At 70.7% G+C, this 25,341-nt stretch carries 20 protein-coding genes, 6 tRNA genes and 1 pseudogene; 13 read left to right on the top strand and 14 right to left on the bottom strand.

The annotated features are described in order from the left end of the window. Positions 1 to 17: 17 nt before the first annotated feature. Positions 18 to 1,886: a translational GTPase TypA gene (gene typA, locus EV371_RS02115; RefSeq protein ID WP_130460549.1), complete on the bottom strand. Its 1,869-nt coding sequence runs from the start codon at positions 1,884 to 1,886 to the stop codon at positions 18 to 20. Between the two features lie 134 nt (positions 1,887 to 2,020). Between typA and EV371_RS02110 the strand changes: the two genes are divergently transcribed. The 5 genes from EV371_RS02110 (at position 2,021) to EV371_RS02085 (ending at position 7,913) form a co-directional block, all read left to right on the top strand. Continuing rightward, entirely contained in the window at positions 2,021 to 3,502 is a 1,482-nt protein-coding gene (locus EV371_RS02110; RefSeq protein WP_130460548.1) for a VTT domain-containing protein, read from the top strand. A 152-nt stretch (positions 3,503 to 3,654) separates the two neighbouring features. Then, complete coding sequence (locus EV371_RS02105; protein ID WP_130460547.1) at positions 3,655 to 4,512, top strand: transglycosylase SLT domain-containing protein; 858 nt, start codon at positions 3,655 to 3,657, stop codon at positions 4,510 to 4,512. Between the two features lie 150 nt (positions 4,513 to 4,662). Continuing rightward, a complete protein-coding gene (locus EV371_RS02100; RefSeq protein ID WP_130460546.1) occupies positions 4,663 to 5,532 on the top strand; it encodes an N-acetylmuramoyl-L-alanine amidase in 870 nt (289 codons plus the stop codon). A 404-nt stretch (positions 5,533 to 5,936) separates the two neighbouring features. Next, entirely contained in the window at positions 5,937 to 6,509 is a 573-nt protein-coding gene (locus EV371_RS02090) for a helix-turn-helix domain-containing protein (RefSeq protein ID WP_130460545.1), read from the top strand. 78 nt (positions 6,510 to 6,587) lie between these two features. Next, on the top strand, positions 6,588 to 7,913 hold the full coding sequence (locus EV371_RS02085) for an MFS transporter (protein ID WP_130460544.1): 1,326 nt from the start codon (positions 6,588 to 6,590) through the stop codon (positions 7,911 to 7,913). On the opposite strand, the gene EV371_RS02080 is transcribed toward EV371_RS02085, so the two are convergent. Further along, entirely contained in the window at positions 7,894 to 8,097 is a 204-nt protein-coding gene (locus tag EV371_RS02080; RefSeq protein ID WP_130460543.1) for a cold shock domain-containing protein, read from the bottom strand. The two genes, EV371_RS02085 and EV371_RS02080, sit on opposite strands and share 20 nt — an antisense overlap. Before the next feature lie 220 nt (positions 8,098 to 8,317). On the opposite strand from EV371_RS02080, the gene EV371_RS02075 reads away from it, so the two are divergent. Both EV371_RS02075 and EV371_RS02070 read left to right on the top strand, forming a co-directional pair. Further along, entirely contained in the window at positions 8,318 to 8,926 is a 609-nt protein-coding gene (locus tag EV371_RS02075; protein WP_207230377.1) for a VTT domain-containing protein, read from the top strand. A 281-nt stretch (positions 8,927 to 9,207) separates the two neighbouring features. Further along, positions 9,208 to 9,459: an SCO4848 family membrane protein gene (locus tag EV371_RS02070; protein ID WP_130460541.1), complete on the top strand. Its 252-nt coding sequence runs from the start codon at positions 9,208 to 9,210 to the stop codon at positions 9,457 to 9,459. Between the two features lie 607 nt (positions 9,460 to 10,066). On the opposite strand, the gene EV371_RS02065 is transcribed toward EV371_RS02070, so the two are convergent. The 9 genes from EV371_RS02065 to EV371_RS02025 form a co-directional block, all read right to left on the bottom strand. Continuing rightward, entirely contained in the window at positions 10,067 to 10,813 is a 747-nt protein-coding gene (locus EV371_RS02065; protein WP_130460540.1) for a DUF7873 family protein, read from the bottom strand. A 241-nt stretch (positions 10,814 to 11,054) separates the two neighbouring features. After that, the gene (locus EV371_RS02060) at positions 11,055 to 12,245 is read right to left on the bottom strand and encodes a winged helix DNA-binding domain-containing protein (protein ID WP_130460539.1); all 1,191 of its coding nucleotides are present in this window, start codon (positions 12,243 to 12,245) and stop codon (positions 11,055 to 11,057) included. A gap of 300 nt (positions 12,246 to 12,545) precedes the next feature. Then, positions 12,546 to 12,618: transfer RNA gene (locus EV371_RS02055), tRNA-Leu, on the bottom strand. Between the two features lie 78 nt (positions 12,619 to 12,696). Beyond that, positions 12,697 to 12,772 (bottom strand) — tRNA-Leu (locus tag EV371_RS02050). A 6-nt stretch (positions 12,773 to 12,778) separates the two neighbouring features. Further along, positions 12,779 to 12,850, bottom strand: a tRNA-Gln gene (locus EV371_RS02045). A 229-nt stretch (positions 12,851 to 13,079) separates the two neighbouring features. After that, positions 13,080 to 13,152, bottom strand: a tRNA-Gly gene (locus EV371_RS02040). A gap of 6 nt (positions 13,153 to 13,158) precedes the next feature. Then, positions 13,159 to 13,232, bottom strand: a tRNA-Leu gene (locus tag EV371_RS02035). A gap of 223 nt (positions 13,233 to 13,455) precedes the next feature. After that, positions 13,456 to 13,528: transfer RNA gene (locus EV371_RS02030), tRNA-Trp, on the bottom strand. A gap of 402 nt (positions 13,529 to 13,930) precedes the next feature. Next, complete coding sequence (locus tag EV371_RS02025; protein ID WP_130460538.1) at positions 13,931 to 14,734, bottom strand: alpha/beta fold hydrolase; 804 nt, start codon at positions 14,732 to 14,734, stop codon at positions 13,931 to 13,933. Between the two features lie 302 nt (positions 14,735 to 15,036). Here EV371_RS02025 and EV371_RS02020 point away from each other — a divergent pair, with 302 nt between their 5' ends. Further along, on the top strand, positions 15,037 to 15,468 hold the full coding sequence (locus tag EV371_RS02020) for a phage holin family protein (protein ID WP_130460537.1): 432 nt from the start codon (positions 15,037 to 15,039) through the stop codon (positions 15,466 to 15,468). Next, positions 15,465 to 16,022, top strand: a complete 558-nt coding sequence (locus EV371_RS02015) for a DUF3618 domain-containing protein (protein ID WP_349339825.1) — start codon at positions 15,465 to 15,467, stop codon at positions 16,020 to 16,022. The genes EV371_RS02020 and EV371_RS02015 overlap by 4 nt, the downstream gene beginning before the upstream one ends. Positions 16,023 to 16,131: 109 nt before the next feature. Here EV371_RS02015 and EV371_RS02010 read toward each other — a convergent pair whose 3' ends face one another. Beyond that, a complete protein-coding gene (locus tag EV371_RS02010) occupies positions 16,132 to 16,782 on the bottom strand; it encodes an MBL fold metallo-hydrolase (RefSeq protein WP_130460536.1) in 651 nt (216 codons plus the stop codon). Between the two features lie 108 nt (positions 16,783 to 16,890). Then, positions 16,891 to 17,646 carry a maleylpyruvate isomerase family mycothiol-dependent enzyme gene (locus EV371_RS02005; RefSeq protein WP_130460535.1) on the bottom strand — a complete coding sequence of 252 codons (756 nt, stop codon included), beginning with the start codon at positions 17,644 to 17,646 and terminating at the stop codon, positions 16,891 to 16,893. A gap of 232 nt (positions 17,647 to 17,878) precedes the next feature. On the opposite strand from EV371_RS02005, the gene rsgA reads away from it, so the two are divergent. The 4 genes and pseudogenes from rsgA to uvrC all read left to right on the top strand — a co-directional run bounded on the left by rsgA (position 17,879) and on the right by uvrC (position 24,835). Next, positions 17,879 to 18,949, top strand: a complete 1,071-nt coding sequence (rsgA, locus tag EV371_RS02000) for a ribosome small subunit-dependent GTPase A (protein WP_130460534.1) — start codon at positions 17,879 to 17,881, stop codon at positions 18,947 to 18,949. A 166-nt stretch (positions 18,950 to 19,115) separates the two neighbouring features. After that, a pseudogene (gene uvrA / locus EV371_RS01995) lies at positions 19,116 to 22,088 on the top strand (excinuclease ABC subunit UvrA); the annotation flags it as partial. Positions 22,089 to 22,320: 232 nt separating this feature from the next. Continuing rightward, positions 22,321 to 22,809, top strand: coding sequence for a Rieske 2Fe-2S domain-containing protein (locus EV371_RS01990; protein ID WP_130460532.1), 489 nt, complete (start codon positions 22,321 to 22,323; stop codon positions 22,807 to 22,809). Positions 22,810 to 22,885: 76 nt separating this feature from the next. Further along, positions 22,886 to 24,835, top strand: a complete 1,950-nt coding sequence (gene uvrC, locus EV371_RS01985; protein WP_130460531.1) for an excinuclease ABC subunit UvrC — start codon at positions 22,886 to 22,888, stop codon at positions 24,833 to 24,835. Positions 24,836 to 24,878: 43 nt separating this feature from the next. Here uvrC and EV371_RS01980 read toward each other — a convergent pair whose 3' ends face one another. Further along, entirely contained in the window at positions 24,879 to 25,136 is a 258-nt protein-coding gene (locus EV371_RS01980) for a hypothetical protein (protein WP_130460530.1), read from the bottom strand. Positions 25,137 to 25,341: the final 205 nt, after the last annotated feature.

Below are 25,341 nucleotides of genomic sequence, written 5' to 3'. Positions count from 1 at the left end.
GCAGCGTACGACCTGACTCAGCCGGCGTGCTTGCGGCGTGCGGCGGCCCGGGCCCGGGACGGCGCGTCCAGTACGACCTTGCGCAGCCGGATCGCCACCGGGGTCACCTCGACGCACTCGTCCTCGCGGCAGAACTCCAGCGCCTGCTCCAGGGAGAGCTTGCGCGGCGGGATCAGCTTCTCGGTCTCCTCGCTGGTCGAGGAGCGCATGTTGGTGAGCTTCTTCTCCTTGGTGATGTTGACGTCCATGTCGTCGGAGCGGGAGTTCTCGCCGACCAGCATGCCCTCGTACACCTCGGTGGACGGCTCGACGAAGAGGGTGCCGCGCTCCTGGAGGTTGAGCATCGCGAACGCGGTGGCCACCCCGGGCCGGTCGGCGACCAGCGAACCGGTGTTCCGGGTGCGCAACTCGCCGAACCAGGGTTCGTACGACTCGAAGACGTGGTGCAGGATGCCGGTGCCCCGGGTGTCGGTGAGGAACTCGGTGCGGAAGCCGATCAGCCCGCGGGCCGGGACCAGCCACTCCATCCGGACCCAGCCGGTGCCGTGGTTGACCAGTTGCTCCATCCGGCCCCTCCGGGTGGCCAGCAGCTGGGTGATGGCGCCGAGGTAATCCTCCGGGGCGTCGATGGTGAGCCGTTCCACCGGCTCGCAGGTCTTCCCGTCGATCTCCCGGGTCACCACCTGCGGCTTGCCGACGGTCAGCTCGTAGGACTCGCGGCGCATCTGCTCGACCAGGATGGCCAGGGCCAGCTCTCCCCGGCCCTGCACCTCCCAGGCGTCGGGCCGGTCGGTCGGGAGCACCCGCAGCGAGACGTTGCCGATCAGCTCCCGGTCCAGCCGGTCCTTGACCATCCGGGCGGTGACCTTGGCGCCCTTGACCCGCCCGACCAGCGGCGAGGTGTTGGTCCCGATGGTCATCGAGATCGCCGGCTCGTCGACGGTGATCAACGGCAGCGGCCGGGAGTCCTCCAGGTCGGTCAGGGTCTCGCCGATCATGATCTCGGGGATGCCGGCGACCGCGATGATGTCGCCGGGCCCGGCGGAGTTGGCCGGCTTGCGCTCCAGCCCCTCGGTCATCAGCAGTTCGGAGACCCGGACCCGCTCCACCGTGCCGTCGGTGCGGCACCAGGCCACGGTCTCGCCCTTGGTGATGGTGCCCTGGCGGACCCGGCACAGCGCCAGCCGGCCGAGGAACGGCGAGGCGTCCAGGTTGGTCACGTGCGCCTGCAACGGCGCGTCCTCGGCGTAGGCCGGTGGCGGGATGGTGTCGAGCAGGCTGCGGAACAGCGGCTCCAGCGAGCTGCTGTCGGCCGGCAGGGTGCCGTCGGCGGGCTGGGTCAGCGAGGCGATCCCGTCCCGGGCGCAGGCGTAGACGATCGGGAAGTCGATCTGCTCGGCGTCCGCGTCCAGGTCCAGGAAGAGCTCGTACGTGTCGTCGACCACCTCCTTGATCCGGGCGTCCGGCCGGTCCACCTTGTTGATCACGAGGATTATCGGCATCCGGGCCTGGAGCGCCTTGCGGAGCACGAACCGGGTCTGCGGCAGCGGGCCCTCGCTGGCGTCCACCAGCAGCAGCACCCCGTCGACCATGGTCAGCCCGCGTTCCACCTCGCCGCCGAAGTCGGCGTGCCCGGGGGTGTCGATGATGTTGATGGTGACCGGGTCCGAACCGTCCGCCGGCAGGTAGCGCACGGCGGTGTTCTTGGCCAGGATGGTGATGCCCTTCTCCCGCTCCAGGTCCATGGAGTCCATCACCCGGTCGGCCGGCTCGGCCCGGGCCGAGAACGCGCCGGACTGCCGCAGCATGGCGTCGACCAGCGTGGTCTTGCCGTGGTCGACGTGGGCGATGATTGCGACGTTACGAAGGTCCCCGCGGGTCTGCATGCGCTCCATCCTCCCGCCCGCGTGATCCGGGCCGACGTCCGGGTTCCCCCTGAGTCGACCCCCGTCTCCGCGGGAATCCCTGTGCCGGCCGACCGCGTGGCTGGCATGCTGGCCGTGGTGTTCGGGGGGCGGGCGTGCATGACGTGTTGACGGTGGTGCGGGAGTTGCCACCGGTGCTGGTCTACCTGGCCGCCGCGCTGCTGGTGGCCGCCGAGACGGCCGTGATCGTCGGCCTGGTGATGCCGGCCGAGGCGACCCTGCTGCTGGTCGGCTTCCTCGCGTACACCGGACTGCTGCGGCTCGGCCCGGCGCTGGTGGTGATGGTTGTCGCAGCGGCCCTCGGCGACACGCTGGCGTTCCGCAGCGGCCGGCGGCACGGCCCCCGGTTGCGGGCGGGCCGCTGGGGGAGCCGGATCGGGGCACGGCGCTGGGTGAGGGCCGACGCGATGCTGGCCCGGTTGGGTGGGCGCGGTGTCTTCGCGGCCCGCTGGGTCGCCTTCGCCCGGACCCTGGTGCCCCGGCTGGCCGGCAGCGCCGGGATGCCGTACCGGCGGTTCGGGCCGTGGAACCTGGCCGGGGTGGTGACCTGGGTCGGCAGCTCGGTGCTGGCCGGCTATCTGGCCGGGGAGTCCTACGAGACGGTCTCCCAGCGCCTCGGCAGGGCGACCGGCGCCGTACTGCTGCTGATCGTCTTCATCGTGGCCATCGTGCTGGTCGGCCGCTGGCTCGGCCGCAACCCGGATCCGGTCCGCTCGCTGCTGTCCCGGGCCGTCGCCCGGCCGCCGCTGCGCTGGCTGGCCCGGCGGTACGGGGTGCTGTTCTTCGTGCTGTCGATGCACATCGGGCCGGGCTGGACGCTGCTGGCGAACCTGGCCGCCGGGTTGGCGCTGCTCTTCGTCACCGGGCTGGCCCTGGCCTGGCTGCTCGACCTGGTGATCACGCACAGCGGGCTGTCGGTGGTCGACAGCGCGATAGCGGAGTGGTTCGCGTCCCGGCGTACCGACGGGGTGGCCGAGCTGGCGCACGCGGCGATCGGCGCGCTGCGCGGGCCGGTGCTGATCCTGGTGGTGGCGCTGGCCGCCGCGGTGGTCGGCTGGCGTACCCGACCGTGGCGGGTCGACCTGCTCAGCGTGCTCGGTACGGTCGGCGCCTTCGTACCGCTGCTGGTGCTGGTCCTGGTCACCGACGTGACCGGGCCGACCAGCAGCGCACCCGTCCGGCTGCTGCCGGCCCAGAACGCGGTGGTCGCGGCGAGCTTCTGTACGCTCGCCTGGCTGCTGGCCCGGCAGAGCCGCTGGCCGATGGCGGTGGCGGCCTGGACGGTGGCGGCGGTCGGGGTGGTGACCATCGGCGCGGCCCGGCTCTACGTCGGCTGGAGTTCGGCGAGCGAGACGGTCACCTCGGTGCTGCTCGGGGTGCTCTGGACCGCGGTCTTCATCGTCGCCTGGGCGAGCCGGGACCGCGCGGTGCGGGCCGCCGGGACCTCGGCCGGGCCGCTGAAGGAAGACCGGGTCCAGCCGTCGAAGGGCGAGCCCCGGACGCCCACGGGCGAGCCCCGGACACCGATGGGCGAGGCAGAGCCGCCGATGGGCGAGGCCCGGTCACCGGTGGGCTAGGTCCGCCACCGTGGGCCAGGTCCGCCACCGTGGGCCAGGTCCACCCACCGTGGGCCAGATCCGCCACCAGTGGACGAGCCACCGTGGTGGTCGATGTCCCCTGAGCGGCCGGCGTGCCTGTTATGGTGCGGCCGGGAAACTGGGGGGACTGGATGACTGACTGGCTACGCAGGACGGGACTGCTGTCCGGGGTGGTGGTCCTGACGCTGGCCGCCGTGGGTGCCTGTGCCAACGGCGAGCCGGGCGGCGACGGCACCACCGTCGTCGCGGAGGTGGACCCGTCCGCCGTCGCGCAGCCGGGTGCGGCCGACGAGCCGACGACCGAGCCGGAGCCGCCGGCCGTGGCGGGGCTCGGCGTCCGGCCGACCCCTTCGGCGACGCCGAAACGCACCCCCAGCAAGAAGCCGGGGCCGCGCAAGGTCCCGAAGCCGCCGACCGAGACGAAGCTGCCCCCGCCGCCGCCGAAGCCCGAGGCCGGCTGCACCAAGCCGCGCTACGAGGGCAGCCAGGCCAGCCGGGCCCAGGTCAAGCAGGCACTGACCGAGGCGGCCGGCCGAATCTACTGGCCGAACTCGGCTCCGGACATCCGGGTGCCGGTCGACCTGGTCAAGGCGACCGCCTGGCAGGAGAGCGGCTGGCAGTCGAACATCATCGCCTGCGACGGCGGGGTGGGGCTGATGCAGGTCATGCCGGACACCGCGGCCTTCGTCAACCAGCGTTTCGACCAGTCGTACGACATCGACGCCTATCGGGACAACGCCACGCTCGGCGCGAACTACCTGGCCTGGCTGATCAAGTACATCGGCGACGCCTTCTTCGAGAGCGACTACGGGGTCTCCGCCGAGGACTGCGGCAGCGCACTCAACTCCTGCCTGCTCAACGCGGTGATCTCGGCGTACAACTTCGGGCCGGGTGCGGTGGTGACCGACGACGGGTTGAAGATCCCCAACCCGCAGTACGTCCGGAACGTTCGCGCGTTGATGACGGAGTGTGAGTGTCTGGCCTTCTGAGGTCGTCGGCCGGCTAGCCGTCCCTTCCCAACCTCGGATGGGTTGACCATTGCTTTTGGTCAGATTGGCAGCTTGGACGACTGGACTCCGATCGATGTCGCGGATACGGTCAGTAGTGAACACCTGCCTCCGAGTAGGGGGGACTGATCGATGCGATTGCTGTGGCTCGCCGACGTGCTCCGGTCCGCCGGTCTGACGGTCCACGAGGTCGGCGGTTGGCGAAGTCGAGGTTCCACGTCCTTCGATCCACACGGGATCATGTGCCACGAGACCCGCGGCTCCCTGCACTCCACCGACGCCGGTGAGATCTACGTCCTGCTCAACGGCTCCGCGACGGCACCGCCGCCGATCGCCCAGCTCTATCTCTCCCGTACCGGGCACTGGCACGTGATCGCCTCCGGCCGGTGCAACCACGTCCGGGTCGGCTGGGCCGGGCCGTTCAAGGGGGTCGGCAACTCCGGCCTGGTCGGCATCGAGGCGCAGCACGCGCTCGGCGAGCCGTGGACCGCCCGGCAGTACGACTCCTACGTGCGCGGCGTCGCGGCGCTGCGCGACCGTACCGGTTGGGGGATCGCCGGCCACAAGGAACACCAACCGGGTGGCTACGGCCACTCCAGCGTCAAGACGGACCCGAGCTTCAACATGAACCAGTTCCGGCGCGACGTCGCCGCATCGTCCGGAGGGGAGAACATCATGCCGGCACTGTCCGACAGGGAGCAGGAGCAACTCTTCAAGTACGCGAAGGACGTCAACTACATCCTCTGGCAGGGCGCGCAGAAACCGGACGGCAGCGGCCGTACCGACATCCGGCAGCACTTCTACAACATCGAGGGGATGCTGACCGAGGTCAAGGCGAACCAGATGACCATGCTCGGCAAGGACTGGGTCAACGAGCAGGAGATCATCGACGGGGTGCTCGCCGGGCTGGGCTCCAAGGACCTCGACGACGCGGCGGCCGCGCTGCGGGCGGTGTTCGGCGACCGGGTCGAGGAACTGGCCGCCAAGCTCACGGCGACCTGAGGGTCTGTCCACCCCGGCGGCGCGGTCGGTAGCTGCCCGGCGCCCCGGTCAGCCGATGGTGCGGCGGCGCAACCAGGCGCCCTCGGCGGGCAGTCGAAGTAGTCGGTGCGGTGGTTCTGCGCGAGGTCGGGCAGGAAGTCCCGGTCCCGATCGTGCGCGGCACGCGTACCGGCCGGTTGTCCAGGGCACGTTTCACGAAGTGTCACTCGCGGGGTGCACGGTGTGCGGCCCGTGGATCGCACCGGCCCGCAGCAGGGTGGTCGGCAGGACCGCCCCGGCGGCGAGCAGATCCCGCTCCATGGCCGCCTTGCCGGCGGTCGGGCGAACGACCGGCGTAGCTATCCGCAACGGCGATTGCGCAACATGTCTTGCGCAATTGCTGTTGCATATGACAGCGTGGGCGCATGAGCAGAGAAATCCGTCAGGTCACCGACTCCCGAGTGCTGGCCGCCATGTCCCATCCGCTCCGCCGCCGCCTGATGGACGTGTTCAAGGTTTACGGCCCGGCCACGGCCAGCGCGCTGGCCGAGCGCACCGGGCAGGCGGTCGCGAACGTCAGCCATCACCTGAAGGTGCTCGCCGCCGCCAACCTGGTCGAGGAGGCACCGGAACTAGCCCGGGACCGCCGGGAGCGGTGGTGGCGGCTCGTCTCGGCCGGGCTGCGTTGGTCCAGCGCCGACTTCGCCGACGACCCGTCCCGGGAGGCCGTACAGCAGGCCGCCGTGTCGCTGAACCTGGACCGTCAGGTCGGGCTGGTCCGGGACTGGCACGCCGCCGGCGACGACCAGCGGGCCATCTGGGGAGACGCGGCGTTCTCCACCGACCGCTGGCTGCGGTTCACCCCCGCCGAACTGGCGGAGTTCGAAACCGAACTGCTCGCACTGCTCTCCCGGTGGGGCGACCGCGAGCTCCCCGACGACGGGCAGCCCCGCGAGCCGGTCTTCTTCTTCGCCCACAGCATCCCGGCCCAGCCCTGAACGAGCCCAGCCCTGAACCAGCCCAGCCCTGAGCCAGCCCAGCCGGCCCGGTACGGGCGAGCGAGACGCGGAGAAGAGATGAGTTTGCTCCGGCAACGAGACTTCCGGCTGCTCTGGATCGGACAGGCCGGCAGCACCTTCGGCGCCAGCGTCACCAGTGTCGCGCTGCCCCTGGTGGCGGTCGCCACACTCGGAGCCAGCACCTTACAGGTGGCGCTGCTGACCGCCGCCGCGTGGCTGCCCTGGCTGCTGGTCGGTCTGCCGGCAGGCGCCTGGGTGGACCGGTTGCGCTGCCGGCCGGTGATGGTGACCTGCGACCTGGCCGCCGCGCTGCTCTTCGCCAGCGTGCCGGTCGCCGGCTGGCTCGGCGTACTCAGCATCGGGCACCTGCTGGCCGTCGCGCTGGCCGGCGGCACGGTGAGCGTCTTCTTCAAGACCGCGTACCTGGTCTACCTGCCCACCCTGCTGGACCGGACCGACCTGGCCGAGGGTAACGCGAAGCTCCAGGGCACCGAGGCGGTGGCCCAGGTGGCCGGTCCGGGCATGGCCGGCCTGCTGGCCAACCTGGTCGGCGCGGCGACCGCGCTGCTGGTGGACGTGATCGGCTTCCTCGGCTCGGCCGCCTGCCTGCTGTCGATCCGCCGCCGTGAGCCGCGCCGCCGCGCCGATCCGGCGGCGGGCCTCGGCCGGCAGATCGCCGAGGGGGTACGGTTCACCGCCCGCGATCCCTACCTGCGGGTGCTCACCGTCTGGGGTGCGGTCAGCAATCTCGGCCTGATCGGCTATCAGGCGCTGCTGGTCGTCTTCCTGGTCCGCGAGGTCGGGGTGGGTCCGGGCACCGTCGGCGGCCTGGTCGCCGTGATGAGCCTCGGCGGAGTCGTCGGCGCCGCGATCGCCACCGCGCTGTCCCGCCGCCTCGGCAGTGCCCGCGCGCTGCTGCTCTGCGCCCTCGGCGCGGAACCGTTCGGGCTGCTGATCCCGATGACCGCCCCCGGGGCTCGGCTCGGGCTGCTGGTGCTGGCCGGAGTGGTGATCGGCGCCGGCGTGGTCGCCGGCAACGTGATCAAGACCGGCTTCCGCCAGGCGTACGTGCCACACCGGCTGCTCGGCCGGGTCAGCGTGACCATGCAGGTGGTCAACCTCGGCACCATCCCGCTCGGTGCCGTGCTCGGCGGCGCGCTCGGTACGACGCTCGGCCTCCGCCCGGCGATGTGGGTGATCACCGCCGGGCTGGCGCTGAGCGGGCTGATCCTGCTGATCGGCCCGCTGCGCCAGCGCCGCGACCTGCCCGATCGGGAACACACCGAAGATGTGCCGGCGTGCGTTGCGGAGCTGCCGAAGCACACCGCGGAGCTGCCGGCCCGGCCGGCGCGTCGCGAGCTGCTCAGTGCGGCTGAACGTTAGCCGCCTGCGGGCCCTTCTCGCCCTGGGTGACGTCGAAGTCGACCTTCTGCCCCTCGTTGAGCTCCCGGTAGCCGGACGTCGCGATCGCGGAGTAGTGGACGAACACGTCCGGCCCTCCGCCGTCCTGCTCGATGAAGCCGAAGCCCTTTTCCGAGTTGAACCACTTGACGGTTCCGCTTGCCATGGGTGTCTCCTTAGCGGCGCGCCTGGTGCGTGGCGTGCCCTGCACGTCACCGACAGTAGCTTCCCTCGGTACTCCGCGCGGGCGGAAGCCAGGAGTCGTGCAAACCTCCGGCCTACGCCGGACGACGGACCCACCCCTAGTACCAGTCAGGGTTGCCCGTGCCACTTACCAGGGCTCGACCCGGATGTCCGGGGAGGGTTCCGGCCGTAACGTTCCTGACGTGGCGGACTGGCTGGTTCAGGTGGGGGAGCTGCCGTCAGGAGTCTTCCTGGCGGTACTCGGCGGGGTCATGATGCTGGACGCGATTCCGCTGCTCGGCGTACTCGTGCCCGGTGACGTCGCGGTGTTGGCCGCGGTGGGAGTCGGTCGACCGGCCAGCCTGGGGGCGTTCCTGGCGGTGATCGCCGGCTGTCTCGGTGGCTGGTCGCTCACCTTCCTCGCCGGCCGGCGGTTCGGCGCCCGACTGCGGCGCAGCCGTACCGGGGCGTGGATCGGGCAGGAGCGCTGGGCAGCCGCCGAGCGGATGCTCGGCAGTGGCGGGGGCCGGATGGTGATGGTGGCGCCGTTCCTGCCGGTGCTCAACGCGCTACTGCCGCTGGCCGCCGGCGGGCTGCGGATGTCGTACCGGCGGTTCCTGGGTTTCGCTGCGGTCGGCGCGGTGCTCTGGGCCGGGCTCTACATGGTGCTCGGCCTCCTGGCCCGGTCGGTCGGCGGGCTGCTGCCCGGCGAGTCGTTCGCGCTGCTCGGCACGGTGGGCTTCGGGATGCTCTTCGGCGGCCTCGTCCTGCTGGGCGTACGCCGCCGACTCGCCTCGACGGTCGAGGGCTGACCGGGCGGTTCTCGGCGGTCGGGGGATGCGGGTGGCGCCGGGCGGCTGGGCGACCGGCCGGCGCCACCCGGGGGGAACGCGGATCACGCGCACGGGGGCCGACGGGGTCGGGGGCAGTAGCCGGTCGGGGGCGTGATCACGCAACCGGGGCCGGACCGGCGGCCGGTCGGGGGGGGTGACCGGCCGCCGGGACCGGCCCGGGCGAGGCCGCCGGCCCGGGCCGGTCCCGGTGAGGTTGGCGGCTCGGGCCGGCCGGGGCCTGGCTGGCATACTGGGCTGCCATGGTGTTGTCGCGGCGCTGGGCCGGCTTCCTGATCCTGGTCGGCGTCTGGACCTGGGCGATCTGGCCGCGGTTCGCCGTCGCGATCTGGAACGACGCCCGGGCCTGGTCGACCGGGGAGATCGGGCAGGGCAGCCCGACCAGTTTCCTGTGGGTGCACGCCCTGCTGATCGGGGCGTCCCTGGCCATCGGTACCACGGTCGGCGTACTCGGCGTGCGCGCCTGGTGGACCGCACGGACTCCCCGCTCCTGAACAAGGGCCGGCGCCGGAAAGCGGTGTGGCGCCGGCCGGCGTTCCCCCGTCATCATCACCGCCGGCCGGCGAGTCATGGACCCCGGTGTCGAACCGGGCACACCGCCACCATCCGGTGGCGGCCGAGCAGCCAACGCCCGCGTCCATGGTGTCCACGGTGGATGGCATCGAGGCTGACCGACTCCGCCGCCGGGCGGCGCCTTCGGAGAATTTGGCGGACCCCCGGGGTATGCCCGACCCCGGGGGTCCTGAGGTTCCACCCGTTCGCACGCCAGCGACATTTAAGATCCACGATCAGTCTACAGTCGACGCGCTTTGCCATTAAGCGACCGCCGCAGGTAGAGCGGCAGACTGGACTCGAACCAGCATCTCGTCGAGATGGTCGTGGTCGGTAGATCTGGCGATCGGTGGGGGTGCTGAGCCTGGAGCGATAGTCTCAGCCTGCTCGGTGTCGGTCTGCCTCTACCGGTTGGGCTACCTCGGCTCGGAGTGCCGAGGGGAGGACTCGAACCTCCACTGGAACCGCCACCTCTGATGAGTCTGACGAGTCAGTCTCAGTCTCGGCGCAGTTCGCGCCACCCCCCGCTCCACGGGGGTGTCTGGGAGGCTACCCGAAGAGGTAGCCGAACACCTCGTCGCCGACGGTGCGGTCCTGCACCGTGGTGCTGTTCGCCTCCTCGCGGGCCACCTTCACCGCCTCCAACAGCTTGTCGACGCGTCCGCGGAGCACCTTGACCCGTTCGGCCGGGAGGGCGCCGGAGAGCTTCACCGTGGTCCAGGTCCCCACCGGTACGTCCTCGGTGTAGACCTCGACCTGCGCCGGGTGCTTCTCCGTCGCCTCGGCCTTGACGTGGTTGCGGTGCACCTTGCGCATCTTCTGCGTCTGGCTCGGGGTACTCGCGTAGCAGCCGCGATCCGGATCGAACTCCCAGCGCTCCGCCGCGTCCAGGGTGGCCAGCCCGTCGACGAAGGTACGCAGGTCGACGAGCTGCTTCTCCAGGAAGAGCAGATAGGTGACCGGTGCCTGGCGGATCAGGGTCCGCCCGTCGACCACCACGTCGGCCTTGGCGGTGGCGTTGCCGGTGTCCTGGAGGAACTGGAGGTCGAAGAGTCGGCCCATGGTCGTGGCGACGTCGTCCAGGACCTCCTGGACGGTGTACTGCACCCGGGTCGACTCCGGCGGCAACTGCTCCCGGATGTCGTCGGCGAACGGCTGGTAGGTCCGGGAGATGCCGGAGAGCGGCGGTGCCTTCTGGGTACGCCGGTGGGCGTCGGTGAGCTCCCGCTTGGCCTGCGGCTTGAAGCCCTGCACCAGCGCGTTGACCTTGTGCAGTTCGGTGGGATTCGGCACCATGATCCTTTCGGTCTCGTCGGGCAGACGGTAGTCGTCGCCGCCGCGTCCGGCGACCCTGTCGTCGGGTGTGCCCGTTAGAGCGTGTTTGAGAAACCTCGGCGTGGCTGCGTGATCACGACGCCAGAACGGTCCAGCGTGGATCGACGGCATGACGTAAGGCACCGCGCTAGGGATGCCCGTGCGATCTCATCGACCAGCATTGGGAGCTGGTTGACCGCTTTTGCCGCTGGCGCTGCATCGGTCAATAGGAGTCGAACTCGACGTCGACGGACGAGGCACCCCGCAGTGTTGCGACCTGCTCGGCCTCTGCTTGTAGCGGTTTTTTGTTCCGAGCCGGCAAGGTGCCGAAGGATTTCAGAGTGAGGGTCAGCTTCCGCCCGCTCTTACGCGGACGCCAAACACCGGCGATCTCGCCATCAACGAGCACCGTGCCCGGGTCGCCTACGGCCTTCCACACGTCCCGGTGATACTGCTTGTCAATGGCTGTCTCGCGGTCACGCAGCTGCGTGTAGGGGTCGCGAGGTGGAAGAAGACGCACCCCCTTGGGCGTCGGAGCCGACTGCAACGCATCAAGGTCCTCCGTAAGTATCCACGTCTTGCGGCCGAAATCGACCTCCGTCATCTCGTCCTCGACCAGGCTCCACCAGGTGCCGGCGTCGCCGGCACGGACGCCCAGCCAAGCGGCGAAGTCCGCTCGGGTCGACGGACCGTAGCAGCGGAGGTATCGGCGGAGCAGCTCGGCGCGCGTGGTCTTCGGGTCGGTGTCCGGGATCGGATCACCCAGCCACTCATCGACCAGGACGAACGGTGCCTTGTTCCCGTCGCGTGGCGCGAAGCAAACCACTTTCTGCAAGGTGAGGATGCGGATGCAGAAGTGCACGACGGCCTCGCCGAGCGGTTGGCCGGCGGCATGGGGACCTTCTTGTTCCCAGATGTCGCGCTGCTTCTTCGACAGCTTGCGGGCGATCCGCTCGGCGAGTTCTGCGCCGAGTTCGTCGATGGCGAGTCGACGTCCGGTCAGGACATCACTGATCTCGGTACCGGTCAGCTCAACGGTCTCGGTGAGGCTGAGGCCGAGCTTGTCCACCGATTGCCCTGCCCCGAGGATGAACTGGCGCATCGCCTCCTCGGTCGGCGGGAGCACTCCGGTGGTGAAGACCGGTGCATCAGCGGTCGGGAAGTAGAACGGCGAGCCGCGCATGCACCAGCTCTGCAGGAGGCTCTTGTCCTCGGCTACTGCTTCGTCGACCCGATCCTGCGAGAGGTTGCGCACCCGGGCGTGCAGGGCTAGCAGCGCCGACCCGGGCGGGCTGTTCTGGACGCCGCACAACCCGGCCGCGTCGAGCAGCCTCTGCTCGCCCAAGCGTTCGGTGAGGTGCTGGGCGTGGAGCCGAAATGCGATGACGTCGGCTCTGGAAACCTTCACAGCCATCAACGCAGGCTACCTCGGGAGCCATGACGGGCTGCGGAGGCAGCGTCGGAGGTGCGGCGAAGTTGGCGCTGGGCCGGTTTTCCGCTGGTGATCCGGCGGAGCATGCCATTGATGCCTGCCCAGCGAATGAGTGCTTCGGAAACTTCCGGCTGGCGTTCGTAGGCGCGGGCCAGCCCACCCGGACCGCGGCGGCCATCCCGCCACACCGTCCAAACAAGAACTTCTCCACACGCACTTAGCAGGGCGGCGCCATGGACCTCTCGGCCGTCCTTCCGAACCGCGCAGACAATGACGCGTACGTACCCGGAGCAGGAGTCGAACCTGCAACGCACCGGTTCTGAGCCGGCGGCCTCTTCCGTTGGGCTACCCGGGCATGGGTGGAGTGACGCGGGATCGAACCGCGCACGCGAAGCTTGCAAGGCAACGCTGTGCACCAGCACTCACCCCAAAGTGCCCTCGGCGCGACTCGAACGCGCACGATGACCAGGCTCTCGACCTGGCGCCTCTACCAATTGGGCCACGAGGGCATCGCGCTCCCGGACAAGGATTTGAACCTCGATTGCCTGATCCAGAATCAGGAGTCCTGCCAGTTGGACGATCCGGGAATGGGCGGCCGGCGGGGGAGAATCCGCCGGCCGCCGTCAGCGCCGGGTCAGCGCGGCCCAGGTGGGTACCGTCGCTGCCGATCGCAGCACCATGCCGGCGTCGGTGGAGACTGACCCGGTGGAGCGGGCCGAGGTCGGCGTTGATGACCAGGACGTCCACCGGACACCTCCTCTTCTCGTGAATGTCGCGAAGCTCTCGCCGATGTGCTGGGCTCTCGTGGGTGTTCGGAGCGGCTGCCGGGATTCGAACCCGGGACCTCCACCATGGCAAGGTGGCGCGCTGCCAACTGCGCTACAACCGCGTGAGATGCTCCGGGTGCGATTCGAACGCACACTGTGCGCGTTTTGAGCGCGCTGCCTCCTGCCCTTGGGCTACCGGAGCGGCTGGCCTTTGCCAGTTACACCATTCCCGACGGGGTGCGGTCCGGGGCCCGAGAATCGAACTCGGTTTCTCCTGTACCCAAAACAGGCGGGTCAGCCGTCTCCCTCGCCCCGGATCTGCCCGGCCGGCGCGGTGGTACGGCGCCGGCCGGGCATCAACAATGCCATCCACTGTGGATTTTTCAACGTGGTACCGGTCCCGCCGGCCGAGGCCGGGGGAGAAGCAGGGGCGACAGGACTCGAACCTGCAACCTTCGGATTTGGAGGCCGCTGCGCTGCCAGTTGCGCCACACCCCTGTGTGCTGGAATCAGTGCGGGCAAGAGAAACGCCGCCCGGTCCCGGGGCGGGGAGGGCGGCGTGGACGCGAGTGGAGTCGCGTTACGTCCGCCAGCCGCCCAGGTCGGCACATGCGCCGGAGCCTAGGTGGACGGGGCGCCCGAGCATGGCGAGGCTCGTCGAGGCGTCCGGCAGCTGCCGCCACGCTCGCGAAGAGGTCTGCCACAACATCGGTTGCTCCTGTCGATTTGACGCGCCAATTTCGTTGATCGCTGTGCCCACCACGGTAGGGGCCGCCTCCGAGCGCGGCAACATCTTTTTCGGCTTCATCTTCCGTACCGTCGGATCACCTGCCGGAAACGCCTGCGCGGCGGCGTTTCCGGTGCCGGTGGGCGACCGGTGCGGCGTTGTCGGGATCGGATTCAGGAGCCCTCTTCGACCAGTCGAGTGACGGCCGCGGCGACCACATCGGGTGCCTGGGTCTGCGGAAAGTGTCCCACTCCGGGGACCATCACGACCTCGGCGCCGAGCTGTTCGCCGATCCAGTGGGCCTCGGCCGCCGGGTCCTTCCAGTCCACGTCGGCGGCGCCCATCACCACGACGGCGGGGGCGGACACCTCGGGCAGCCGCCGCCGGGCCGGCTCGTGCGAGGTGCGGGTGGTCCGCACGAACGCCCGCCAGTGGCCGGGCCGGCGCAGGTTGTCCCGCACCAGGGCGAGGTGTTGTTGGTAGCCGTCGGGCTTGGCGCCGGGCACCCACTTCGGGTAGTAGCCGAGGAAGGCAGCCGGGCCCCAGGGCCGGACGAGCATGATCCGGAAGAGCAGGTTCAGCACGGCCGCGCCGGCGGGTTGCCGGACGAACGGGCCGAGCAGGGCGAGGCCGCGTACCTTCGCCGGGGCGTCGGCGGCGGCGATCACGGCGGCACCGGCGCCCATGGAGTTGCCGACCAGGTGGGCGGGTCCGCCGAGCTCGTCGACGAGCGCGAGCAGATCGCTGGCGAGCGCCAGGTCGTCGTAGCCGGAGAAGCTGGCGTCGCTGTCACCGTGCCCCCGGATGTCCATCACGGCCACCCGGTAGCCCGCCTCGACCAGCTTCGGCGCGAGCAGCCGGTACGACTGGCGCAACTCGCCCATCCCCGGCGTGCAGATCACCAGCGGCCCGGCACCCTCCCACAGGTCGTACGCGATGCGTCCCTCAGGGCGGCGAAGGTAGCGGGGGTTAGCCATAGCTTTAAAGCTACACCCATTAGCCTAACGTGCCAAGCCGAAGCCGCGGTTTCGTCCCGGCCCGGCGATGGCCGGTGGCACCATGGAAGAGCAGTAGGTCCTTGGCGAGTCGACCGAACCTTCGGGACGGACCCAGCCGGGGCATCGGCCGGTGTGGGCGGACGTGCGACGCCCTCAACACGCCCGTGGCGGCCGCCCGACAGCAGGGATGGTGCCGCTGCCGCAGGGCCCGACTCCGACGGCTTGCCGGGCTCGCGTCGGTCGCGGGAGCCCGGTCCGACAGTCGTACGGGAGGAGAAGCCATGGGGGATGTCTCGGCCAGCACAAGTACGAGCGGCGACGGAGCCACCACACCCGAGCTGGTGCAGCGGGCCGCCGACCAGATATCCGGGCTGCTCCGCGAGGAGCTCGCACTGGCGCGGCTGGAGGTGTCGGAGAAGGGCAAGCGCGCGGGCGTAGGCGTCGGGCTCTTCGGCGGTGGCGGTGCGCTGGCCCTCTACGCCGGTGGTGCGCTGGTCGCCGCGGCCGTGGTGGCGTTGAGCTATGTCATCCCGGCCGCCCTGGCCGCCCTGGTCGTCGCCGCCGTCCTTGCGGGTATGGCGGGCCTGCTCGCGCGATCCGGTCGGGAGCGGGTCCGTGGTGCGGCACCTCCGATGCCGAAATCGACGGCGGGAAGCCTGCGCGCCGATGCCGAGACGGTGCGGAACGCGGCCCGGGATCGGGGACGGTCATGATGCCGGGGGACGGCGTCGGCGACGTGGACCGGACTCGTGCGGAGATCGACCGGCGGCGCACCGAACTCGGCGAGACGGTTCAGGCGTTGGCCGCCAAGACGGACGTGCGGGCCCGTGGCCGCGAGAAGGCCGAACAGACCACGAACCGGCTTCGGGAACGATCGACGCAGGTCACCGGGACAGTCCGCGAGAAGGCCGCGCAACTACCGGAAGCGGCCGGCCAGAAGGTGGGACAGGCGCAGCGGAGGGTGGGCCGGATTGCCGCGGATGCCGGCCAGCAGGCCGTACGCGGTGCTCAGGTGATGGGGGCCTCGGTCAACCGGGCAGGCGGATTCGTCCGCCACAACCCGGTGCCCATCGCCCTCGGTGCCGTCGCGGTGATCGTCGGCGTGGTGACGGCGCGGAAGCGCACGGACGCGGCCCGAGGCAGGCGTCGGAGCGACCGCTGGAACGCCGACCGGCTGCTGCGGATGGCCCAGCCGATGGCTCCGTGGTGGTCGGTGGCGGCCCGGTCCGTGAAACGCGCCTCCCGGTCCCGGCTCGTCCGACGCTGAGCAGCGGGCCGGCCACCCCGAGGGCGAGTCCCCGAGCAGGGGCGTCCGGCACGCGAGGGCGCATCCGGCGCCGAGTGGGGACATCCGGCACCGGCGAGGTCCGCTCCGACTACCAGCCCCGGGCCCGCCACCCCGGGATCGACGGACGCTCGGCGCCGAGGGTCGAGTCCTTGCCGTGGCCGGGGTAGAACCAGGTGTCGTCCGGCAGGACACCGAACACCTTGGTCTCGAGGTCGTCCATGATCTGCGCGAACTCGTTCGGATTGGTCGTCCTTCCGGGACCTCCCGGGAACAGCGAGTCCCCGGTGAACAGGTGTGTCCCGTCGACGTCGTCCCGATAGAGCAGCGCGACGGAACCCGGAGTGTGCCCGACGATGTGGATCACCTCGAGTTCGCGGTCGCCGACCCGGACCCGGTCACCGTCGGCGAGCGGCTCGGAGGGGATCGGCAGCCCGTCCGCGTCGGCCGCGTGCACCAGGGATCGGGCCCCGGTGCTGGCCAGAACCTCCTCCAGGGCGACCCAGTGGTCCATGTGTGCGTGCGTGGTGACCACGGCGGCCAGCCCGCCCTCGCCGATCAGTTCCAGCAGCCGGGGCGCTTCGTTGGCCGCGTCGATCAGCACCTGCTCGCCGGTGGAGGCACAGCGCAGCAGGTACGCGTTGTTGTCCATCGGGCCGACCGAGAGCTTGCTGACGGTGAGGCCGGTCAACTGGCGTACGTCGGGCGGGCCGTCGGCGACGACGTCTCCGGTGTAGCTCATGGTCGGGTGCCTCCGAGTGGATCAGCGGATCAGCGGGTCAGAGTGGATCAGCGGGTCAGAGTCGAGCCGGATCGAGGGCGGGTCGGCTGGATCGAGGCGGTCGGCGGATCAGATCCAGGGCGGGGGTGCCGGCAGCGGCCCGGCGGGCGTGACGACCAGGCCGGCACCGGTGCTCCGGCCGGTCAGCCACCCCGCCAGTTCGTGCGCCGGGCCGGCGACGGTACGCAGCTCCGGGCCGCTCTCGGCGGCGGGGATGCCGACCGGCCGGCCCCGGCCGCTGCCAATGGTCAGCGGCTGCCCGGTCTCCGCGGGCACCAGCACCAGGGCGAGTGGATCGTCCCGCTGGGCCAGGTCGTGCACCACCTCGTGCAGCAGCCGCTGACCGAACGCCTCCGGCCAGTCGGCTGTCCGGTAGCCGGCGGCGAGGTCGACGTGGTGCACCTCCACCTCGCGCAGCCGTCCCCAGGCCAGGGTGGCGGCGGGCCGGAGCCCTCGGGCGGACCGGACCTGGGCGGCCCAGGCCTCCGCCGGGAGCGCCCGGGCGGCCTCGGCGAACCGCTCCGCGCTGGCCCGCAGGTCGGCGAGCTGGGCGGCGGCCGGCCGGGCCGAGCCGGCCGCGATGTCCGCGTTCCGGACCGCCGGGGTCGGGTACTGCGGGATGTCCTCGCCGGTACGCGCCGAGGTCAGCAGGTTGACGTAGCTGTCGGCGTTCCGGGCCAGGTGGCTGAGCACGTGCCCCCGGGTCCAGCCGGGGAGCAGGGACGGCTCGCCGATCGCGGCGTCGTCGAGCCCGTCGACGGTCCGCAACAGCCGATCCGTCGCCCGGTCCACCTCGGGCAGCAGCGCGAGTGGGTCGAGTGTCACGACTCACGACCATAGCGCCCGACGACCGGTCCGGCCCGCACACCTCGGGCGGGAGTGGCGGGAGTGGCGGGCCGGAATTGGCTTTCGGTCCGGTCGTATCAGCACCTACCGTCGAGGAGGAGTACCCGCAGGGCGTGAGGGGGTGGGATGCATGCCGGTCGCAGTGCGCGGGGCAACCGTTTCCACTTCTGAATTCGACCGTTGAATTCCACTCCTGACGACAAGGGTAGACATGACCATCGATCTCGTGTCCCTCGGTTGGGACGCGTCCACGGCCGCGGCGTATCCCGAGCGCGGCGACGAACTACGCCCCGGGCGGGTGGCCCGGGCGGACCGGGGAATCTGCACGGTCCTCGGCGCAGGGGGACCGGTCCGGGCCAGTCTCGGCGGCGGGGTGCTGGTGGCGGCCGCCCGGGACGCGGTCAACCTGCCGTGCGCCGGGGACTGGGTGCTGCTCCGGGACTGGCCGGACCGGCGACTGACCGTGGAGGCGGTGCTGCCCCGGCGCACCGCGATCGTGCGGCGGACCGCCGACAAGGACTCGACCGGCCAGGTGCTGGCGGCCAACGCGGACGCGGCGGCGGTGATCGAGCCGCTGCATCCGTCACCGGACGTGGCCCGGATCGAGCGGCTGCTCGCGCTGGCCTGGGAGTCCGGCGCCACCCCGCTGCTGGTACTCACCAAGTGTGACCTGGTCGCCGATCCGGCGGCGGTGGCCGAGCAGCTCGGCCAGGTGGCGCCGGGCGTCGAGGTGCTGGCGGTCAGCGCCCAGCACGGCACCGGGCTGACCGGGCTGCGCCGGTGGGTCGCCGCCGGCCGGACCCTGGCGTTGCTCGGGCCGTCCGGCGCCGGCAAGTCGACGCTGGTGAACGCGTTGGCCGGGGCGACGGTGATGACCACCCAGGGGGTACGCGGGGTGGACGGCAAGGGCCGGCACACCACCACGCACCGGCAACTGATCCCGATTCCGGGCGGGGGTGCGGTGCTGGACACCCCGGGCGTGCGGGCGGTGGGCCTGCTCGACGCGGCGGTCGGGCTGGACCGGGCCTTCGCCGACGTGGCCGCGCTCGTCGCGGAGTGCCGCTTCACCGACTGCGGGCACCGGGGCGAGCCGGACTGCGCGATCCGGGGCGCGCTGGAGACCGGCGAGCTGAGCCCGCGGCGCTGGGCGAGCTGGCTGAAGCTCCAGCGCGAGGTGGCGTTCGAGACACGCCGCCGGGACGCGCGCCTGGCGGCCGAGGAGCGGTACCGAGGGAAGCGGGTTCGCAAGGAGCAGCGGAGTCGGGGCGGCCCGGGACGGTGAGTGTCCGGGGATCGTGACGTTGAACTGCGGGAATCTGTCGGTGCGGAAAACTGTCGTACCCCGGGGCTAGAGTTGCCGAGGCGCTCTTCTGCGTCAACGAAACCGGCGCTTCGCGCGCCAGCGAATCGGACAGAACATATCTTTTCTTCCCGGGAGTGCGCGGACAGTGGCCGACCGACTGATCATCCGTGGCGCGCGTGAACACAACCTGCGCGACGTCAACCTCGACCTGCCACGCGACGCCATGATCGTCTTCACCGGGCTCTCGGGTTCCGGCAAGTCCAGCCTGGCCTTCGACACGATCTTCGCCGAGGGGCAGCGCCGGTACGTCGAGTCGCTGTCGTCGTACGCCCGACAGTTCCTGGGCCAGATGGACAAGCCGGACGTCGACTTCATCGAAGGGCTCAGCCCGGCCGTCTCGATCGACCAGAAGTCCACCTCGCGCAACCCGCGCTCCACCGTCGGCACCATCACCGAGGTCTACGACTACCTCAGGTTGCTCTTCGCCCGGGTCGGCGAGCCGCACTGCCCGATCTGCGGTCAGCGGATCTCCCGGCAGAGCCCGCAGCAGATCGTCGACCGCGTGCTGGCGATGGAGGAGGGCACCCGGTTCATGGTGCTGGCCCCGGTGGTGCGCGGCCGCAAGGGCGAATACGTCGACCTCTTCGCCGAGCTCCAGGCCAAGGGGTACGCCCGGGCCCGGGTCGACGGGGTGGTCCATCCGCTCACCGAGCCGCCCAAGCTGAAGAAGCAGGAGAAGCACACCATCGAGGTGGTGGTGGACCGGCTCACCGTCAAGGCGAGCGCCAAGCAGCGGCTCACCGACTCGGTCGAGTCCGCGCTCGGCCTCTCCGGCGGGCTGGTGCTGCTCGACTTCGTCGACCTGCCCGAGGACGACCCGCAGCGGGAGCGCCGCTACTCCGAGCACCTGGCCTGCCCCAACGACCACCCACTGGCGATCGAGGACCTCGAACCCCGGGTCTTCTCCTTCAACGCCCCGTACGGCGCCTGCCCGGAGTGCACGGGGCTGGGCACCAAGAAGGAGGTCGACTCCGAACTCGTCGTGCCGGACGTGGAGCGGACACTGCGCGAGGGCGCGATCCAGCCGTGGTCCGGCGGGCAGACCCAGGAATACTTCCTCCGCCTCTTGCAGGCGCTGGCCGAGGCCGAGCACTTCGACCTCGACACCCCGTGGCGGGCGCTTCCGTCCCGGGCGCAGAAGACCATCCTGCACGGCTCCGGCGACCAGGTGCACGTGCGCTACCGCAACAAGTACGGCCGTGAGCGCTCCTACTACACCGGCTTCGAGGGCGTGGTGCAGTGGATCGAGCGGCGGCACAACGACACCGAGTCGGACTGGTCCCGGGACAAGTACGAGGGATACATGCGGGACGTGCCCTGCCCGGTCTGCCGGGGCAGCCGGCTCAAGCCGGAGGTGCTGGCGGTCACCCTGGGCGGGCGGAACATCGCCGAGGTCTGCGCGCTCTCGGTCGGCGAGTGCGCGGAGCTGCTCGGCGGGATGACCCTGACCGACCGGCAGAAGATGATTGCCGAGCGGGTGCTCAAGGAGATCAACGCCCGGCTGCGCTTCCTGGTCGACGTCGGCCTCGACTACCTGTCGCTGGACCGGCCGGCCGGCACGCTCTCCGGCGGCGAGGCGCAGCGGATCCGGCTGGCCACCCAGATCGGCTCCGGGCTGGTCGGAGTGCTCTACGTGCTGGACGAGCCGTCGATCGGGTTGCATCAGCGGGACAACCACCGGCTGATCGAGACCCTGGTCCGGCTCAAGGGACTCGGCAACACGCTGATCGTGGTGGAGCACGACGAGGACACCATCCGGACGGCGGACTGGATCGTCGACATCGGGCCCGGGGCCGGCGAGCACGGCGGCAGGATCGTGCACAGCGGTTCCGTGCCGGACCTGCTGACCAACTCCGAGTCGGTGACCGGGGCGTACCTCTCCGGGCGCCGATCGATCCCGACCCCGAAGGGGCGCCGGCCACAGACGCCGGGCCGGGAGCTGGTGGTGCAGGGTGCGCGCGAGCACAACCTGCGGAACCTCACCGTGTCGTTCCCGCTCGGCCAGTTCATCGCGGTCACCGGCGTCAGCGGTTCGGGCAAGTCGACCCTGGTCAACGACATCCTCTACACGGTGCTGGCGAACCAGATCAACGGGGCGCGGCTGGTGCCCGGCCGGCACACCCGGATCACCGGGCTGGAGAACGTCGACAAGGTGGTCGGGGTCGACCAGTCGCCGATCGGGCGTACCCCGAGGTCCAATCCGGCGACGTACACCGGGGTCTGGGACCACGTCCGCAAGCTCTTCGCCGAGACCACCGAGGCGAAGGTCCGGGGGTACGGGCCGGGTCGGTTCTCGTTCAACGTCAAGGGCGGCCGGTGCGAGGCGTGCAGCGGCGACGGCACTATCAAGATCGAGATGAACTTCCTGCCGGACGTCTACGTGCCGTGCGAGGTCTGCAAGGGCGCCCGCTACAACCGGGAGACCCTGGAGGTGCACTACAAGGGGCGGACGGTCTCCGACATCCTGGAGATGCCGATCGAGGAGGCGGCCGAGTTCTTCTCGGCGATCCCGGCCATCCACCGGCACCTGAAGACCCTGGTCGACGTCGGCCTCGGCTACGTCCGGCTCGGCCAGCCGGCGCCCACCCTCTCCGGCGGCGAGGCGCAGCGGGTCAAGCTCGCCTCCGAGTTGCAGAAGCGTTCGACCGGCCGGACGGTGTACGTGCTCGACGAGCCGACCACCGGGCTGCACTTCGAGGACATCCGCAAGCTGCTCGGGGTGCTGGACAGCCTGGTCGACAAGGGCAACACCGTGATCGTCATCGAGCACAACCTCGACGTGATCAAGACCGCCGACTGGCTGGTCGACATGGGGCCGGAGGGCGGGCACCGGGGCGGCATGGTGCTGGCCGCCGGTACGCCGGAGGAGTTGGCGGAGGTGCCGGAGAGTCACACCGGGCAGTTCCTCCGGCCGGTACTCGGGCTGACCGGCCCGGCCCGGGGGGCGAGCGCGGCCACCACCCGGGCGGCCCGGGCCAACGGCACCGCGAAGGCCAACGGCACCGCGAAGGCCAACGGCACCGCGACCAGGGCGAACGGCGCTACGGCCAAGGCCGGTGACGGTGCCGTGAAGTCCGGTAACGGCCGGGCCGGCGACGGTACGGTGAAGGACGGCGCCGCCCGGGTGGGCACGACCGCGAAGGCCGCGACCGCGAAGACCGGCACGGCGAAGAGCCGACGTACCGGCAAGTCCTGACAGCGGTCCGGTTGAACCAGTTGGTGGATATATCCGTGTCTTCGGGCGTGGCCGCGGACGACCAGGAGCGCGGCGCCGAAGAGGAAGGCTAGGTATGAGTGACGAACTGACCGGGCCGGGCACGCAGACCCGACGGGCGCTGTTGGCGGGTGCGGGTGCGGTGGGAGTGTCCGTGGTGCTGGCCGCCTGCGGCACCGGTGACGACGACGCGCTCGACGGCACCGGAAACAGCCCGTCGGCCGGCGGTGCTCCGTCCCCCACCGGTTCGCCGAGCGCTCCGGCCAAGGGTGGCAGCGCCGCCGCGCTGGCCAAGAAAAGCGAGATTCCGGTTGGCGGCGGCAAGATCCTCGCCGACCAGCAGGTCGTGGTCACCCAGCCGACCGAGGGCGAGTTCAAGGCTTTCAGTTCGATCTGCACCCACCAGCAGTGCCCGGTGACCGGCGTCGACGGGGGCACGATCAACTGTAGTTGCCACTTCAGCAAGTTCTCCGTGGCGGACGGCTCGGTGAAGGGTGGCCCGGCGACGAAGCCGCTGGCCGAGAAGAAGATCAACGTCGACGGCGACGACATCGTCCTGGCCTGAACCCGGGGCGCCTGGCACGGCCGACCATCCGTCGCCGTGCCAGGCGGTGTCCCAGGCGGGGTCTAGGCTTGTCGGCGTGCCCGACCCCGCTACCTATCGCCCGGCACCGGGCACGATTCCCGACCTGCCCGGGGTTTACCGGTTCCGCGATCCCACCGGCCGGGTGATCTACGTCGGCAAGGCCAAGAGCCTGCGCAGCCGACTCAATTCCTACTTCGGCGACCTGTGGAACCTGCACCAGCGCACCCAGCAGATGGTCACCAGCGCCGGCAGCGTGGACTGGGTCACCGTCGGCACGGAGGTCGAGGCGCTCCAGCTCGAATACAACTGGATCAAGCAGTACGACCCCCGGTTCAACGTGCGCTACCGGGACGACAAGTCGTACCCCTATCTCGCGGTCACTCTCGACGAGGAGTTCCCCCGGCTCCAGGTGATGCGGGGCGCCAAGCGCAGGGGGGTGCGCTACTTCGGGCCGTACTCGCACGCCTGGGCGATCCGCGAGACGCTGGACCTGCTGCTCCGGGTCTTCCCGGCCCGGACCTGCTCGGCCGGGGTGTTCCGGCGGCAGGCCCAGATCGGCCGGCCGTGCCTGCTCGGCGACATCGACAAGTGCTCCGCGCCCTGCGTCGGGCGGACCTCGGCCGAGGAGCACCGCCGGATCGTCGACGAGTTCTGCGACTTCATGGGCGGCCGTACCGACCAGATGGTCCGCCGGCTCGAACGTGAGATGGGCGAGGCCAGCGAGGCGCTGGAGTTCGAACGGGCCGCCCGGCTGCGTGACGACATCGTGGCGCTGCGCCGGGCGATGGAGAAGCAGACCGTGGTCTTCGGCGACGGTACCGACGCCGACGTGGTGGCGTTCGCCGAGGATCCGCTGGAGGCGGCGGTCCAGGTCTTCCACGTCCGGGACGGGCGGGTACGCGGCCAGCGCGGCTGGGTGGTGGAGAAGGTTGAGGACCTGAGCACCGGAGACCTGGTGCACCACTTCTGCTCCCAGGTCTACGGCGAGGCCGAGGGGGAGGGGGACATGCCCCGCGAGCTGCTGGTGCCCGCGCTGCCGGCCGACGTCGACGCGCTGGCCGAGTGGCTGTCGGCGCGGCGGGGCGGAAAGGTCGCCCTGCGGGTGCCGCAGCGCGGCGACAAGAAGGCGCTGCTGGAGACGGTGGCGCGGAACGCGGCCGAGGCGCTGACCCGGCACAAGCTGCGCCGGGCCGGTGACCTGACCACCCGCAGCGAGGCGCTGGACGAGATCACCGAGGCGCTCGGGCTGCGTACCGCACCACTGCGCATCGAGTGCTACGACGTGTCGCAGATCCAGGGCACCGACGTGGTGGCCAGCATGGTCGTCTTCGAGGACGGACTGGCCCGCAAGAGCGAGTACCGGCGGTTCGTGGTGCGCGGGGCCACCGACGATCTTTCGGCGCTCTCCGAGGTGCTGCGTCGCCGGTTCGCCCGCTATCTCCAGGTGCGGGGTGAGATCGGGGAGATCGGTGACGAGATGGCCTCCGACCCGGACCGGCCGGGCATCGACCCGACCACCGGACGTCCGCGCAAGTTCGCGTACCCACCGCAGTTGGTGGTGGTGGACGGCGGGCAGCCCCAGGTCGCCGTCGCCGCGGAGGTCCTCGCCGAACTGGGCATCGACGACATCGGACTCTGCGGGCTGGCCAAACGGCTGGAGGAGGTCTGGTTGCCCGGCGACGAGTTCCCGGTGATCCTGCCGCGCACCTCGGAGGGGCTCTACCTGCTGCAACGCGTCCGGGACGAGGCGCACCGATTCGCCATCACGTTCCACCGGCAACGCCGCTCCAAGCGGATGACCATCTCCGGCCTCGACCAGATCGCCGGCCTCGGCGAGGTACGCCGCAAGGCACTGCTGCGGCACTTCGGGTCGGTGAAGCGGCTGTCGGCGGCCACGGTGGACGAGATCGCCGAGGTGCCCGGGGTGGGCCGGCGTACCGCCGAGGCGATCGTCGCGGCGCTGCACCCGGCGGAACCGCCGGAAATCGCCGACAAGCGGGTATAGCCGGCCGTCCCGTGGTCGCACCACCTGGCCGAGGTACAGGCGGTCAGCGGGTGCACTCCAGCAGCACCCACGCGCTGTACCCGCCGGGCCAGATGTAGCTGTCGATCACTTCGCAATCGGTGAAGCCGGCGTCCCGGGCCCTGCCCAGGGCCTGGCCGTAGGCCCACTCATAGGCAAACCCGAAGCTGCTGGAGCCCTCACCACGGAACTGCCTGGTCTCGTCGGCGTGCGCCGCCCCGCCGGTGCCGAGCACGGCGAAAGATGCGGTCAGTAGTGCGGAGATCACTATTCGGACAAACATTCGATCAGGATAAGTGGATGTCGATGTGATCGCATGCGGAAGTGTCGATGCTGGTTCTGTCGTCTGCCTGCGGCAGTCTGGGTGGTTGTGAGCGCGATGTCCGGATCCGATCCATGATCCACTTCGGCCGCGGGTGGTCGGTGGAATGTCGGCAGGCCGGCAGTCGTTACATCACCCGTGCGACCGAGTACCACCAGTCGTGACC

The sequence above is a fragment of the Plantactinospora sp. CNZ321 genome (assembly GCF_004217235.1).
This window is presented reverse-complemented; position numbering and strand designations above follow the sequence as displayed.

What these genes read in the sequence shown, in the direction of transcription:
- EV371_RS02020 (WP_130460537.1), top strand. Translation starts at nt 15,037, where the DNA reads ATGGGGGATGTCTCGGCCAGCACAAGTACGAGCGGCGACGGAGCCACC.
- EV371_RS02025 (WP_130460538.1), bottom strand. Translation starts at nt 14,734, where the DNA reads ATGGCTAACCCCCGCTACCTTCGCCGCCCTGAGGGACGCATCGCGTAC.
- EV371_RS02065 (WP_130460540.1), bottom strand. Translation starts at nt 10,813, where the DNA reads ATGGTGCCGAATCCCACCGAACTGCACAAGGTCAACGCGCTGGTGCAG.
- EV371_RS02010 (WP_130460536.1), bottom strand. Translation starts at nt 16,782, where the DNA reads ATGAGCTACACCGGAGACGTCGTCGCCGACGGCCCGCCCGACGTACGC.
- EV371_RS02015 (WP_349339825.1), top strand. Translation starts at nt 15,465, where the DNA reads ATGATGCCGGGGGACGGCGTCGGCGACGTGGACCGGACTCGTGCGGAG.
- typA (WP_130460549.1), bottom strand. Translation starts at nt 1,886, where the DNA reads ATGCAGACCCGCGGGGACCTTCGTAACGTCGCAATCATCGCCCACGTC.
- EV371_RS02105 (WP_130460547.1), top strand. Translation starts at nt 3,655, where the DNA reads ATGACTGACTGGCTACGCAGGACGGGACTGCTGTCCGGGGTGGTGGTC.
- EV371_RS01990 (WP_130460532.1), top strand. Translation starts at nt 22,321, where the DNA reads ATGAGTGACGAACTGACCGGGCCGGGCACGCAGACCCGACGGGCGCTG.
- EV371_RS02085 (WP_130460544.1), top strand. Translation starts at nt 6,588, where the DNA reads ATGAGTTTGCTCCGGCAACGAGACTTCCGGCTGCTCTGGATCGGACAG.
- rsgA (WP_130460534.1), top strand. Translation starts at nt 17,879, where the DNA reads ATGACCATCGATCTCGTGTCCCTCGGTTGGGACGCGTCCACGGCCGCG.
- EV371_RS02070 (WP_130460541.1), top strand. Translation starts at nt 9,208, where the DNA reads ATGGTGTTGTCGCGGCGCTGGGCCGGCTTCCTGATCCTGGTCGGCGTC.
- EV371_RS02080 (WP_130460543.1), bottom strand. Translation starts at nt 8,097, where the DNA reads ATGGCAAGCGGAACCGTCAAGTGGTTCAACTCGGAAAAGGGCTTCGGC.
- EV371_RS02100 (WP_130460546.1), top strand. Translation starts at nt 4,663, where the DNA reads ATGCGATTGCTGTGGCTCGCCGACGTGCTCCGGTCCGCCGGTCTGACG.
- EV371_RS01980 (WP_130460530.1), bottom strand. Translation starts at nt 25,136, where the DNA reads ATGTTTGTCCGAATAGTGATCTCCGCACTACTGACCGCATCTTTCGCC.
- EV371_RS02090 (WP_130460545.1), top strand. Translation starts at nt 5,937, where the DNA reads ATGAGCAGAGAAATCCGTCAGGTCACCGACTCCCGAGTGCTGGCCGCC.
- EV371_RS02060 (WP_130460539.1), bottom strand. Translation starts at nt 12,245, where the DNA reads ATGGCTGTGAAGGTTTCCAGAGCCGACGTCATCGCATTTCGGCTCCAC.